At 65.7% G+C, this 14,628-nt stretch carries 7 protein-coding genes and 2 rRNA genes; 6 read left to right on the forward strand and 3 right to left on the reverse strand.

Annotated elements, in window-relative coordinates; genetic code table 11:
- Positions 1-36: 36 nt before the first annotated feature.
- On the forward strand, positions 37-1,017 hold the full coding sequence (locus tag IM697_RS05915; protein ID WP_194045386.1) for a cation diffusion facilitator family transporter: 981 nt from the start codon (positions 37-39) through the stop codon (positions 1,015-1,017).
- Positions 1,018-1,083: 66 nt separating this feature from the next.
- Here IM697_RS05915 and lepB read toward each other — a convergent pair whose 3' ends face one another.
- Together lepB and IM697_RS05925 are read right to left on the reverse strand one after the other, a co-directional pair.
- A complete protein-coding gene (lepB, locus tag IM697_RS05920) occupies positions 1,084-1,767 on the reverse strand; it encodes a signal peptidase I (RefSeq protein ID WP_194045387.1) in 684 nt (227 codons plus the stop codon).
- A gap of 139 nt (positions 1,768-1,906) precedes the next feature.
- Positions 1,907-3,970: a fructose-specific PTS transporter subunit EIIC gene (locus IM697_RS05925; RefSeq protein WP_322734549.1), complete on the reverse strand. Its 2,064-nt coding sequence runs from the start codon at positions 3,968-3,970 to the stop codon at positions 1,907-1,909.
- 494 nt (positions 3,971-4,464) lie between these two features.
- Between IM697_RS05925 and ahcY the strand changes: the two genes are divergently transcribed.
- Together ahcY and IM697_RS05935 are read left to right on the forward strand one after the other, a co-directional pair.
- Positions 4,465-5,922 carry an adenosylhomocysteinase gene (gene ahcY, locus IM697_RS05930; protein WP_194045388.1) on the forward strand — a complete coding sequence of 486 codons (1,458 nt, stop codon included), beginning with the start codon at positions 4,465-4,467 and terminating at the stop codon, positions 5,920-5,922.
- 328 nt (positions 5,923-6,250) lie between these two features.
- Positions 6,251-6,865, forward strand: coding sequence for a hypothetical protein (locus IM697_RS05935; protein WP_194045390.1), 615 nt, complete (start codon positions 6,251-6,253; stop codon positions 6,863-6,865).
- A 73-nt stretch (positions 6,866-6,938) separates the two neighbouring features.
- Here the strand turns inward: IM697_RS05935 and IM697_RS05940 are convergent, their stop codons facing one another.
- Entirely contained in the window at positions 6,939-8,003 is a 1,065-nt protein-coding gene (locus IM697_RS05940; RefSeq protein WP_194045391.1) for an RDD family protein, read from the reverse strand.
- A 130-nt stretch (positions 8,004-8,133) separates the two neighbouring features.
- On the opposite strand from IM697_RS05940, the gene IM697_RS05945 reads away from it, so the two are divergent.
- The 3 genes from IM697_RS05945 (at position 8,134) to IM697_RS05955 (ending at position 14,624) form a co-directional block, all read left to right on the forward strand.
- Positions 8,134-9,141 (forward strand): stage II sporulation protein M, encoded by a 1,008-nt coding sequence (locus IM697_RS05945; RefSeq protein ID WP_194045392.1) that lies wholly within the window; start codon positions 8,134-8,136, stop codon positions 9,139-9,141.
- Positions 9,142-9,676: 535 nt separating this feature from the next.
- Positions 9,677-11,203, forward strand: a 16S ribosomal RNA gene (locus IM697_RS05950).
- Between the two features lie 300 nt (positions 11,204-11,503).
- Positions 11,504-14,624 (forward strand): 23S ribosomal RNA (locus tag IM697_RS05955).
- Together the 16S and 23S rRNA genes form the textbook arrangement of a ribosomal RNA operon.
- Positions 14,625-14,628 lie beyond the last annotated feature (4 nt).

Below are 14,628 nucleotides of genomic sequence, written 5' to 3' on the forward strand. Positions count from 1 at the left end.
ACGCACGCAGACGAAGGCGAAGGGACAACGCGACACATGAGCGCGTCAGGCGGTACCAAGGCGATCGTGGCGGCACTCGCCGCCAACCTCGCGATCGCGGCATCGAAATTCGTGGCGTTCGCGTTCAGCGGCTCGTCGTCGATGCTCGCCGAGGGCGTGCACTCGCTCGCCGACTCCGGCAACCAGGCCCTGCTGCTGGTCGGCGGCAAGAAGGCGCAGCGCGAGGCGACCCCGCAGCACCCCTTCGGCTACGGCCGCGAGCGCTACATCTACGCCTTCCTCGTCTCGATCATCCTGTTCTCGGTCGGCGGCATGTTCGCCCTCTACGAGGGCTACGAGAAGATCAAGCACCCGCACGAGATCGAGCACTGGTACTGGCCGGTCGGCGTCCTCGTCTTCGCGATCATCGCCGAGACCTTCTCCTTCCGTACGGCCATCAAGGAGTCGAACGTCCTGCGCGGCAGGAAGTCCTGGAAGGAGTTCGTCCGCCACGCCAAGGCCCCCGAGCTGCCCGTCGTCCTCCTGGAGGACCTCGGCGCGCTGGTCGGCCTGATCCTCGCCCTGGGCGGCGTCAGCCTGGCCCTGCTCACCGGTGACGGCGTCTGGGACGGCATCGGCACCATCTGCATCGGCGTACTGCTCGTCCTGATCGCGGTCGTCCTGGCCATCGAGACCAAGTCGCTGCTGCTCGGCGAGGCCGCCGGCGCCGAGGACGTCCAGAAGATCGAGGCCGCCATCGTCGACGGCGACACCGTCACCCGCATCATCCACATGCGCACGCTCCACCTCGGCCCCGAGGAGCTCCTGGTCGCCGCCAAGATCGCCGTCGAGCACGAGGACACGGCCGCCGACGTCGCCTCCGCCATCGACGCCGCCGAGGCCCGCATCCGCGAGGCCGTCCCGATCGCCCGCGTCATCTACCTCGAACCCGACATCTACAGCGAGGCCGAGGCGGCCAAGGGCGCCGACCGCGAGGCGACACCCGGGGGACCGGCATCGCACGACACGGGTCACTGACGCCCACCCACCCACAGGGGCCCACCGGAGCGAACCGTTCCGGTGGGCCCCTGTGGTGGCAGGCCCTCAGACCCGCATCATCCATGGCGGCGGGGGCGGAACAGCCGCCCGCGCCCGCCGCCGTACGACCACGGCGGCGATCCCCAGACCGACCCCGACGAGCACCAGCACCACCGCGAAGACGATCGCCGTCCCGATGACCGTCGGCACGGTGAAGTCGTCGAGCACACGCCCCCGGACGGCGGACACCGGCACCGTCCCGCCCTGGTCGTCGAGAAAGAACCGCGAGTCACGGGCGTTGGCACGGTGGTCACCCAGCAGGAACAGCCGCCCCTCAGGGACCCGCACGTCGTAGGAGGGCATGTTGAGCCCGCCGACGGCCTCCCCGCCCTTCAGATACGGCTCCTCGAGCGGCTCCCCGTCCACCGTGACCCGCGCATCCGCCCCGCTTCCCGCGCAGCACGCCACCCGGTCGCCGCCCACGCCGACGACCCGCCCCATCACCAGCGCGTCGAAGCCGTACCGGTCCGGATCCGAGAACAACACCACGTCCCCGGCCCGCACCTCACGGCCGTCGACCCGCTCGAAGACGATCCGGTCACCCGGCCGGTACGTCGGCCGCATGCTGTCGCTCGACACGACAGAACCCCCGAAGCCCCGCCCATAGGCCAACCCGCCCAGCCCCAGCAGCACCCCCACCAGACCCACCACCACGGCAGCGACCCCCAGCCCCCGCCCCTTGCCGGCCATAACGCCCCTCCCCTGCGGCCCCTCCGCGGCCGCAGAGCGTAGCGGGCGCACCCGCGGGTGCGTCTGACCGGGCCAGGCACCGCCACCGACTCCGGCGCGCGGGCCCGCGCCCCATGGGAACGCGGGCCCGCACCCGCGCCTACCCGACCTCGCGCAGCACCCCGATCACCGCCGGCTCGTCCGCCGCGTCCAGCAACCGCTCCCGGAACCCCGCATCCATCAACTTCCGCGACAGCAGCGCCAGAATCCGCAGATGCTCATCCCCGGCGGCCGCCTCCGGTACGGCGATCATGAACACCAGCCTCGCCTTCGTACCGTCCGGCGAGCCCCACTCGACGCCCTCCGTGGACCGGGCGAAACCGACGACCGGCGCGCTCACCGCATCCGTCTTGGCATGCGGAATCGCGATCTCCTCCCCGAGCCCGGTCGTCCCCTGCTCCTCCCGTCGCAACGCGGTCGCCACCAATGCGTCCACATCCGCGACCCTGCCGGTCCGCGCGAGCAGCTCCGCCATCTCACGGATCGCGGACTCCTTGTCGGCGGCGTCCAGCCGGACCTTGACGCTCCGCTCGGTGAGATGTCCGGACAGGACCACGCCCGACGCCCCGCCGTCTTCGTCCGGCTCGGCGGGAGAGGCCTGCTTCGGTACGGCGGATACGGCCCCCTTCTCTACGACAGCCCCGGCGCCCAACGCCCCGACCCCGGCCCCGACCAACGCGGCCTCCGGCCCCACCGGGCCCGCTTCCCCGCGCCGCCTGCGCTCACCCAGGTCGACCAGGGCGACCGTCGTCAACGCGGTGACGACCGAACCGATCACCACCGCGACGAAGAACATCGGCACCCCGCTCACCGCACCCAGCACCGCCACGATCGGCCCACCGTGCGGCACCGCGTCCTCGACACTCGCCACGCCGGCGATCGCACCGGCGACCGCGCCGCCCAGCATGTTGGCGGGGATGACCTGCGCGGGCCGCGCCGCGGCGAACGGGATCGCGCCCTCGGAGATGCCGAAGCAGCCCATGAACAGCGCGGCGAGGCCCGTCTCCCGCTCCTGATCGGTGTACAGCCGCTTGCGTATCAGCGTGGCCAGACCCTGACCGAGCGGCATGACCGGGATCGCGGCCGCGCACATGCCCATGACCGTCTGGTTGCCGGTCGCGATCAGCCCGGCGCCGAACAGGAACGCCGTCTTGTTGACCGGCCCGCCCATGTCGAACGCGATCATGAGCCCCAGAATCGCGCCGAGCAGGATCGCGCTCGCGCCGGTCATCCCGCTGAGCCAGTCGGTCAGATGCTCGAACACCCAGGAGATCGGCTTGCCGATGACATAGATGAAGAACAGCCCGAGCACCGTCGTCGCCACGATCGGGATCACGATGATCGGCATGATCGGCTGCACGAACTTCGGGACCTTGACCTTCTTGATCCACAGCACCAGATACCCGGCGAGGAATCCGGTCACGATCGCCCCGATGAACCCGGCGCCCGCCTTGGAGTCGTACAGCTCCCCGGTGTTGGCGATCCAGCCACCGATCATGCCGGGCACGAGTGCGGGCCGGTCCCCGATGGCGTACGCGATGTAACCGGACAGGATCGGCACCATCAGCGTGAAGCCGATCACGCCGATGTTGTTCACATCCATCCAGAAGGAGTCCCTCGGGATGACCAGTCCGCCCGACGGGTCCGTGTGCCCGCCGAGCGAGAGCGAGATCGCGATCAGCAGCCCGCCGACCACGACGAACGGGATCATGTAGCTGACCCCGTTCATCAGCGCCTTGTATCCGACGCTCCGCTCCCTGCCGCCACCGGCCGCGGGCGCCGTGGGGGCACCCCCGGCCGCGTGCACGGGCGCCGACAGCACCCGCTCGATCAGCTGCTCGGGGTGGCGAATGCCCTCGGCCACCCCGACGGTCAGGACCCGCTTGCTGGCGAAACGGCTCAGGTCCACGTCCTTGTCCGCGGCGATGATGATGCCGTCCGCGTGGTTGACATCGTTGTCATCGAGGACGTTTTCAGCCCCGATGGATCCCTGTGTCTCCACCTTCATGTCGATACCGCGGCTCTCGGCGGCCTGCGCGAGCTTTTCAGCCGCCATGTACGTGTGGGCGATACCGGTCGGGCACGCGGTCACCGCGAGCAGCCTCAACCGCTTCTGCTCGCCACCGCCGCTGCCCGTGGGGGGAGGGCCGGCCGGACTGGTCACGTCGATCTCCTAACGCCATTGTCGTGCGGAGACGCCGTCCCGGACGCCCCGCAAGATCGATCAGGTGTTCCGATCTCCAGGCATCCTGCACCACCTCACCGCAGGGTCAAAGGCCCAAAGGTCCCGCAGCATCCTGGTTTGCCGTCTCCTGTGAACCGTTCGTTGGTGTCCTGTTATCGCTCCCGCACCCGACCGTCACCCCACCCGCGAACGGTGCTCCCGGGTCCCGCCCACCGCGCCCCTCGTTGGCGAGATCTGTTCGGAGGCGGACTGGGGACGGCCGGGCGTCCCGGTGTAGCTTGGGACAGAGCCAGACGTCGCTGCTGATGGCGGTCGGGCGGTCCCGACACGGACCGACCGAGGGAGAGAGGGCCTCCGACGGACTGCGCTGCGCGTACGCGGGCATGCCTGTGTCCTCTTCGGGCACCCCTGTGTCCGCCGCCGCGCAGATCAGCCGTACCCACCCTCGACCCAACCCCGAGGAGCAGCTCGTAATGACGACTGTCGAGAACCGACAGGACTTCAAGGTCGCCGACCTCTCCCTGGCCGAGTTCGGCCGCAAGGAGATCACCCTCGCCGAGCACGAGATGCCCGGCCTGATGGCGATCCGCAAGGAGTACGCCGAGGCCCAGCCGCTGGCCGGCGCCCGCATCACCGGCTCCCTGCACATGACGGTGCAGACCGCCGTCCTGATCGAGACCCTGGCCGCCCTGGGCGCCGAGGTCCGCTGGGCGTCCTGCAACATCTTCTCCACTCAGGACCACGCCGCCGCCGCGATCGCCGTCGGCCCGAACGGCACCCCCGACAACCCCCAGGGCATCCCGGTCTTCGCCTGGAAGGGCGAGACCCTCCAGGAGTACTGGTGGTGCACGGAGCAGGCCCTGACCTGGCCGAACACCCCCACCGGCGGCCCGAACATGATCCTGGACGACGGCGGTGACGCCACCCTCCTCGTCCACAAGGGCGTCGAGTACGAGAAGGACGGCCAGGTCCCGGCCGTCGACACCGCCGAGTCCGACGAGCACCGCGTCATCCTCGAGCTGCTCCACCGCACCCTGGGCGAGAATCCCCAGAAGTGGACCCAGCTCTCCTCCGAGATCCGTGGCGTGACCGAGGAGACCACGACCGGCGTCCACCGCCTGTACGAGATGCAGCGCGACGGCACCCTCCTGTTCCCGGCGATCAACGTCAACGACGCCGTCACCAAGTCGAAGTTCGACAACAAGTACGGCTGCCGTCACTCCCTGATCGACGGCATCAACCGCGCCACCGACGTCCTGATCGGCGGCAAGACCGCGGTCGTCTGCGGCTACGGCGACGTGGGCAAGGGCTGCGCGGAGTCCCTGCGCGGACAGGGCGCCCGTGTGATCATCACCGAGATCGACCCGATCTGCGCCCTGCAGGCGGCGATGGACGGCTACCAGGTCACGACCCTCGACGAGGTCGTCGACAAGGCCGACATCTTCATCACCACGACCGGCAACAAGGACATCATCATGGCCTCGGACATGGCCAAGATGAAGCACCAGGCGATCGTCGGCAACATCGGCCACTTCGACAACGAGATCGACATGGCCGGCCTCGCCAAGGTCCCGGGCATCGTCAAGGACGAGGTCAAGCCGCAGGTCCACACCTGGACCTTCCCCGACGGCAAGGTGATCATCGTCCTCTCCGAGGGCCGCCTGCTGAACCTGGGCAACGCCACCGGCCACCCGTCCTTCGTGATGTCCAACTCCTTCGCGGACCAGACCCTGGCCCAGATCGAGCTGTTCACCAAGCCGGACGCCTACCCGACCGGTGTGTACACGCTGCCCAAGCACCTGGACGAGAAGGTCGCCCGCCTCCACCTGGACTCGCTCGGCGTGAAGCTGACGACGCTCCGCCCGGAGCAGGCCGCCTACATCGGCGTCAAGGTCGAGGGCCCGTACAAGTCGGACCACTACCGCTACTGAGCCGAGCCACTGCCGAGCCGGGCACCCACCGGGCCGAGCGGCGGCCGAGCCGATCCGCCCGAGCCAGGTGGCCGTACGACGCCGCTCGTACGGCCACCAGCGGCGAGGGCAGTCCTCCGTCCGCGACTCTCCGCCCGTGTGGTCCGCTCGGAGGCACCACTCCGCGAGCGCGCCCGTGCACTGGCGCGCCACGCAGTGGCAGCTCCTCCGAGGCAGGCCCCCGCACCCCCGTGCCGGGGGCCTGCCCCGTTGGCCCACATGGCCGGCCCAGTAGCCTCATCAGCCCGAATGGCCGGGACCAGCCCGTCCGTCAAGCCCCAGGACCCCGATGCCCCGCGGCCGCTATTCGCTCCACGATCCGCACGATCACACCCCCCTCGCAGAAGAGCACTTCCACTGCGCCCCCGGCCCTTCCGGCTGGCGCTACGTCGCCCAGCGGACCACCCCCGAGGGCGATCACAGCGGCTCCGTCGACCTCACCCTGGACGAACTCGGCCGCCCCATCCGGCTCGAACTCCACGCCGGCGGCTGGCAGGTACGCGGTGCCGCCCTCGACGGCGTCACCTGGGTCCGTACCGACCCCACCGGGGAGCACGCCACGGAAGGCAATGTGCGCGCCCATGCCTTCACCGGGACGTCCCCCGCATTCCTCATCGCCACCACCCGTCTCCTCCGCCTCACCCCTTCCGCCTCGCCAACCCGCGTCCGCCTCGTGGCCCTCACGGATCCGGTCCTCGCCCCGCGCACCGTGGACCAGTCCTGGGCCTTGGTGAACAGACAAACACACGCCACTGACAACGGCCCCCTGACCGTGGACGAATACCAGGTCACAGCCCTGGACACGGGGGAGCAGCACGCCGTACACATCGCCGGAGACGTGGTCCTCGCGGCACCCGGCGTCGAGCTGGAGGACCTGGACTCACCGCCGTCGACGTTCGTGTGAGCGAGGCCGGTCAGGAGGCCGGTCAGAATCGGGGCGGGCCAGGCGAACGGGGCGTGTAGGCGAACGTGGCGCGCTAGGCGGGGGGAACGAAGCCGGTGGTCGGCCGCTCGGCGGATGGCGCGTCGTGGGGCGCCGACACCTGCCGTGCGGCGTCTTCGTCCGCCGGCACGGAGGAGTCCACCGGCACGGAGGAGGTACGGCTCTCTTCCGCCCGGGCCGCGTGCTGATCCCCACCCGGAGCAACGCCCGAGCCGTACGCGACAACCGACGGCGGAGACGTCGGGGCGACGGGCGGCGCGACCGGCGGGCCATACGCGCCCGGCGCACCAGCCGCACTCCCCGACCCGCTCACCGTCCCGGCGCCGCTGGGCGCACCACCCACAGCCGACCCATGTCCGAAGGCCCGCCGTGCCTCCCGCTGCTGCCGCTCCTGCAGCACCGCTGCCAGATACGCGGCCGGCGGCACACCTTGCGGAGCCGGAGCGCCCGTGCACGCCGCGAGATCCGCCGAGAGCTGCTCCGCCATGCTCCAGGCGACCTGCGGGTCGAGCTGCTGCATCCGCGTCAGGTACTGGCGAGTCGCGAGCCACAGCCCATCGGGAACCGAGGACAGATCGAGCGCCGAGAACCGCCCGGCCAACCATGGCGGAGGCGGAGGAACGAATCCCGTCCGCGTGAGGGGCACCCGTTCCCGCACGACGAGGGTCCCGGCGAACACATCACCGAGTCGCCGCCCGCGCGCGGACACCAGCGAGGCGATGACGGCGACAACCCCCAGTGTCATCAGAATCTCGATGACCCCGATGAGGCCCCGTACCAGTGCGTGCCGGAACCGGATCGGCCCACCGTCGTCGCGCACCACCCGCAGCCCGCACGCCAGCTTCCCGAGCGAGCGCCCATGGCTGAGCGTCTCGACCGCGATCGGCCCGCCGACCAGCAGCAGCACGAACATCGCGATCGACAGCGCGGCCTGCGCCGCCTCGTCCAGTGAAGCGGTGGCCGCCACCACGCCAATGGTCACGACGATGTAGGCGATGAAGGCCACGACCAGATCGAGCAGCACGGCCAGTGCCCTGCTGGGCAGCTTCGCCGGGCGCAACTCCAGCGCCACCGCCTCGCCCGTGACCAGCTCACTCACGCCGTCCGTCCTTCCCCTGACCTGCCCTTGGAATGGCCAGTCTGCCAAGCTGTGGGCGCATCGCGCCGCAGTACGACAAGCTGACACCTACGACGGGTCGCCGACGAACAGCCGAGGAGCAGAAAACCAGATGGACCTCGACGTCTTCGTCACCGCCCACCGAGCCGAGTGGGACCGCCTCGACGCCCTGCTCGGGCGCCAGCGCCGCCTCACCGGCGCAGAGACCGACGAACTCGTCGCCCTCTACCAGCGCACCGCCACCCACCTGTCCCTGATCCAGTCCAGCGCCCCCGACCCCCAGCTGACCGGCCGCCTCAGCCGACTCGTGGCACGCGCGCGCAGTGCCGTAACAGGCACACGACGCGCCTCCTGGCGCGATGTCACACGCTTCCTCGCGTACGGTTTCCCGGCCGCGGTCTACCGATCGCGCCATTGGTGGATACCCACCGCGCTCCTGTCCACCCTCGTCGCGGCCCTCCTGGGCTGGTGGATAGGCACCCATCCCGAAGTACAGGCCACCATCGCGGCCCCCAGCGAACTGCGCGAGCTCACCCGTCCCGGTGGCCAGTACGAGACGTACTACTCCAGCCACCCCGCGGCCTCCTTCGCCGCCCAGGTCTGGACGAACAACGCATGGGCCGCCGCCCTGTGCCTGATCCTCGGCGTCTTCCTCGGCCTCCCGGTGCTCTGGATCCTCTTCCAGAACATGCTCAACCTCGGCGTCGGCCTCGGCCTGATGTCCTCGGCAGGACGCCTGGACACCTTCCTCGGCCTCGTCCTGCCACACGGCCTCCTGGAGCTGACCGCGGTCTTCGTAGCCGCCGGCACCGGCCTGCGCCTCGGCTGGACCGTCATCGACCCCGGCCCCCGCACCCGCCGCACAGCCCTCGCCGAAGAGGGCCGAGCCGCGATCGGCATGGCGATAGGCCTCGCCCTGGTCCTCTTCATCTCCGGCGCCATCGAAGGCTTCGTCACCCCTTCGGGCCTGCCCACCTGGGCGCGCATCACCATCGGCGTCGTCGCTGAACTGGCCTTCCTCGCGTACGTCTATGTCCTCGGCGGCCGTGCCGCCCGCGCCGGAGACACCGGCGACCTCGAGGCGGCCGAACGCAGTGCCGCCGTTCCGACAGCGGCCTGATGTGCGAGCACGCCTGCAGAGCTGCTAGTGTCCTCTTCGCCCCACAAGAGCCGTTGACACGGAGCGCGTGGGGAGGTAGATTCGAACAGTTGCCTGGAAGTGGATGTAGTTCACCTGGGCAAGTGAGAATCTGTCTGCTTCAGTGGAACATCGATTCCCAAGAAGCCCCTCCCGATGATTTCGGAAATGAGTGGCCGGTCAGTCCGGTCCGAAACTTCTGATAAAGTCGGGTCCGCCGGAAAGGGAAACGCGAGAGCGGGAACCTGGAAAGCGCCGAGGAAATCGGGTCGAGAAAAGATCTGATAGAGTCGGAAACGCAAGACCGAAGGGAAGCCCGGAGGAAAGCCCGAGAGGGTGAGTACAAAGGAAGTGTCCGTTCCTTGAGAACTCAACAGCGTGCCAAAAGTCAACGCCAGATATGTTGATACCCCGACACTGGGATTGTTCCCGGTGGCGAGGTTCCTTTGAAACACACAGCGAGGACGCTGTGAACGGCCGGATCATTCCTCCGGCTGTTCCGCTCCCGTGAAAAGCATTCACGGAGAGTTTGATCCTGGCTCAGGACGAACGCTGGCGGCGTGCTTAACACATGCAAGTCGAACGATGAACCGGTTTCGGCCGGGGATTAGTGGCGAACGGGTGAGTAACACGTGGGCAATCTGCCCTGCACTCTGGGACAAGCCCTGGAAACGGGGTCTAATACCGGATATGAGCCTCCATCGCATGGTGGGGGCTGTAAAGCTCCGGCGGTGCAGGATGAGCCCGCGGCCTATCAGCTTGTTGGTGAGGTAACGGCTCACCAAGGCGACGACGGGTAGCCGGCCTGAGAGGGCGACCGGCCACACTGGGACTGAGACACGGCCCAGACTCCTACGGGAGGCAGCAGTGGGGAATATTGCACAATGGGCGAAAGCCTGATGCAGCGACGCCGCGTGAGGGATGACGGCCTTCGGGTTGTAAACCTCTTTCAGCAGGGAAGAAGCGCAAGTGACGGTACCTGCAGAAGAAGCGCCGGCTAACTACGTGCCAGCAGCCGCGGTAATACGTAGGGCGCAAGCGTTGTCCGGAATTATTGGGCGTAAAGAGCTCGTAGGCGGCTTGTCGCGTCGGTTGTGAAAGCCCGGGGCTTAACCCCGGGTCTGCAGTCGATACGGGCAGGCTAGAGTTCGGTAGGGGAGATCGGAATTCCTGGTGTAGCGGTGAAATGCGCAGATATCAGGAGGAACACCGGTGGCGAAGGCGGATCTCTGGGCCGATACTGACGCTGAGGAGCGAAAGCGTGGGGAGCGAACAGGATTAGATACCCTGGTAGTCCACGCCGTAAACGGTGGGCACTAGGTGTGGGCAACATTCCACGTTGTCCGTGCCGCAGCTAACGCATTAAGTGCCCCGCCTGGGGAGTACGGCCGCAAGGCTAAAACTCAAAGGAATTGACGGGGGCCCGCACAAGCGGCGGAGCATGTGGCTTAATTCGACGCAACGCGAAGAACCTTACCAAGGCTTGACATACACCGGAAACGGCCGGAGACGGTCGCCCCCTTGTGGTCGGTGTACAGGTGGTGCATGGCTGTCGTCAGCTCGTGTCGTGAGATGTTGGGTTAAGTCCCGCAACGAGCGCAACCCTTGTCCCGTGTTGCCAGCAGGCCCTTGTGGTGCTGGGGACTCACGGGAGACCGCCGGGGTCAACTCGGAGGAAGGTGGGGACGACGTCAAGTCATCATGCCCCTTATGTCTTGGGCTGCACACGTGCTACAATGGCCGGTACAATGAGCTGCGATACCGCGAGGTGGAGCGAATCTCAAAAAGCCGGTCTCAGTTCGGATTGGGGTCTGCAACTCGACCCCATGAAGTCGGAGTCGCTAGTAATCGCAGATCAGCATTGCTGCGGTGAATACGTTCCCGGGCCTTGTACACACCGCCCGTCACGTCACGAAAGTCGGTAACACCCGAAGCCGGTGGCCCAACCCCTCGTGGGAGGGAGCTGTCGAAGGTGGGACTGGCGATTGGGACGAAGTCGTAACAAGGTAGCCGTACCGGAAGGTGCGGCTGGATCACCTCCTTTCTAAGGAGCACCTGGCCGCCAAGCTTGCTTGGTGGTCCAGAGCCACTACGCAGGCGAATGTCCTGCGGTGGTCAGCTCATGGGTGGAACGTTGACTACTCGGCACACTTGACCTGCTCTGGTCGCTAGTACTGCTTCGGCGTGGAACGCGAGATGGAGAGGCGAGGGTGTCGGGCACGCTGTTGGGTGTCTGAGGGAACGAGGTTTCCTCGGTTGCCGGCGCCGGTGCAGCACCACGTGGTGGTGTGTGACGGTGTACTGGTTGTTGTTTGAGAACTGCACAGTGGACGCGAGCATCTGTGGCCAAGTTTTTAAGGGCGCACGGTGGATGCCTTGGCACCAGGAACCGATGAAGGACGTGGGAGGCCGCGATAGGCCCCGGGGAGTCGTCAACCAGGCTTTGATCCGGGGGTGTCCGAATGGGGAAACCCGGCAGTCGTCATGGGCTGTCACCCGCTGCTGAACTCATAGGCAGTGTGGAGGGAACGCGGGGAAGTGAAACATCTCAGTACCCGCAGGAAGAGAAAACAACCGTGATTCCGGGAGTAGTGGCGAGCGAAACTGGATGAGGCTAAACCGTATGCGTGTGAGACCCGGCAGGGGTTGCGTATACGGGGTTGTGGGAGTGTGCTTGACCGGTCTGCCGGCCGGTCGGAGAGTCAGAAACCGTTGATGTAGGCGAAGGACATGCGAAAGGTCCGGCGTAGAGGGTAAGACCCCCGTAGTCGAAACATCAGCGGCTCTCTTGCGTATTTCCCAAGTAGCACGGGGCCCGAGAAATCCCGTGTGAATCTGGCGGGACCACCCGCTAAGCCTAAATATTCCCTGGTGACCGATAGCGGATAGTACCGTGAGGGAATGGTGAAAAGTACCCCGGGAGGGGAGTGAAATAGTACCTGAAACCGTGTGCCTACAAGCCGTGGGAGCGTCGGAATGTGCTTGCACATTCTCGTGACTGCGTGCCTTTTGAAGAATGAGCCTGCGAGTTTGCGGTGTGTTGCGAGGTTAACCCGTGTGGGGAAGCCGTAGCGAAAGCGAGTCCGAACAGGGCGTTTCAGTAGCGCGCTCAAGACCCGAAGCGGAGTGATCTAGCCATGGGCAGGTTGAAGCGGAGGTAAGACTTCGTGGAGGACCGAACCCACCAGGGTTGAAAACCTGGGGGATGACCTGTGGTTAGGGGTGAAAGGCCAATCAAACTCCGTGATAGCTGGTTCTCCCCGAAATGCATTTAGGTGCAGCGTCGTGTGTTTCTTGCCGGAGGTAGAGCACTGGATAGGCGATGGGCCCTACCGGGTTACTGACCTTAGCCAAACTCCGAATGCCGGTAAGTGAGAGCGCGGCAGTGAGACTGTGGGGGATAAGCTCCATGGTCGAGAGGGAAACAGCCCAGAGCATCGACTAAGGCCCCTAAGCGTACGCTAAGTGGGAAAGGATGTGGAGTCGCAGAGACAACCAGGAGGTTGGCTTAGAAGCAGCCACCCTTGAAAGAGTGCGTAATAGCTCACTGGTCAAGTGATTCCGCGCCGACAATGTAGCGGGGCTCAAGCGTACCGCCGAAGTCGTGTCATTGACACATGAGGACCAACGTCCGTGTTGATGGGTAGGGGAGCGTCGTCTGCCGGGTGAAGCAGCCGCGTAAGCGAGTTGTGGACGGTTGACGAGTGAGAATGCAGGCATGAGTAGCGATTCACACGTGAGAAACGTGTGCGCCGATTGACTAAGGGTTCCTGGGTCAAGCTGATCTGCCCAGGGTAAGTCGGGACCTAAGGCGAGGCCGACAGGCGTAGTCGATGGATAACCGGTTGATATTCCGGTACCCGCTGTGAAGCGTCAAACATCGAATCCAGTGATGCTAAGCCCGTGAAGCCGTCGGCTGAGTCTTCGGACGAGGCCGGAGTGGTGGAGCCGGTGACCCGAGCTGGTAGTAGGTGAGTGATGGGGTGACGCAGGAAGGTAGTCCATCCCGGGCGGTGGTTGTCCCGGGGTAAGGGTGTAGGACGGTGTGCAGGTAAATCCGCACGCCATTAAGTCTGAGACCTGATGCCGAGCCGATTGTGGTGAAGTGGATGATCCTATGCTGTCGAGAAAAGCCTCTAGCGAGTTTCATGGCGGCCCGTACCCTAAACCGACTCAGGTGGTCAGGTAGAGAATACCGAGGCGTTCGGGTGAACTATGGTTAAGGAACTCGGCAAAATGCCCCCGTAACTTCGGGAGAAGGGGGGCCACGCCTGGTGATCACTCTTGCAGTGTGAGCTGGGGGTGGCCGCAGAGACCAGCGAGAAGCGACTGTTTACTAAAAACACAGGTCCGTGCGAAGCCGTAAGGCGATGTATACGGACTGACGCCTGCCCGGTGCTGGAACGTTAAGGGGACCGGTTAGCTTGGATTCGTCCAGGCGAAGCTGAGAACTTAAGCGCCAGTAAACGGCGGTGGTAACTATAACCATCCTAAGGTAGCGAAATTCCTTGTCGGGTAAGTTCCGACCTGCACGAATGGCGTAACGACTTCTCGACTGTCTCAACCATAGGCCCGGTGAAATTGCACTACGAGTAAAGATGCTCGTTTCGCGCAGCAGGACGGAAAGACCCCGGGACCTTTACTACAGTTTGATATTGGTGTTCGGTTCGGCTTGTGTAGGATAGCTGGGAGACTTTGAAATGCGGACGCCAGTTCGTGTGGAGTCGTCGTTGAAATACCAGTCTGGTCGTGCTGGATGTCTAACCTGGGTCCGTGATCCGGATCAGGGACAGTGTCTGATGGGTAGTTTAACTGGGGCGGTTGCCTCCTAAAGGGTAACGGAGGCGCCCAAAGGTTCCCTCAGCCTGGTTGGCAATCAGGTGTTGAGTGTAAGTGCACAAGGGAGCTTGACTGTGAGACCGACGGGTCGAGCAGGGACGAAAGTCGGGACTAGTGATCCGGCGGTGGCTTGTGGAAGCGCCGTCGCTCAACGGATAAAAGGTACCCCGGGGATAACAGGCTGATCTTCCCCAAGAGTCCATATCGACGGGATGGTTTGGCACCTCGATGTCGGCTCGTCGCATCCTGGGGCTGGAGTCGGTCCCAAGGGTTGGGCTGTTCGCCCATTAAAGCGGTACGCGAGCTGGGTTTAGAACGTCGTGAGACAGTTCGGTCCCTATCCGCTGTGCGCGTAGGAGTCTTGAGAAGGGCTGTCCCTAGTACGAGAGGACCGGGACGGACGAACCTCTGGTGTGCCAGTTGTTCTGCCAAGGGCATGGCTGGTTGGCTACGTTCGGGAGGGATAACCGCTGAAAGCATCTAAGCGGGAAGCCTGCTTCGAGATGAGGACTCCCACCCACTTGATGGGGTAAGGCTCCCAGTAGACGACTGGGTTGATAGGCCGGATCTGGAAGCACCGTGAGGTGTGGAGGTGACCGGTACTAATAGGCCGAGGGCTTGTCCATAGAG

Source organism: Streptomyces ferrugineus, assembly GCF_015160855.1.
In the GTDB taxonomy this organism is placed as follows: Bacteria; Actinomycetota; Actinomycetes; order Streptomycetales; family Streptomycetaceae; genus Streptomyces; species Streptomyces ferrugineus.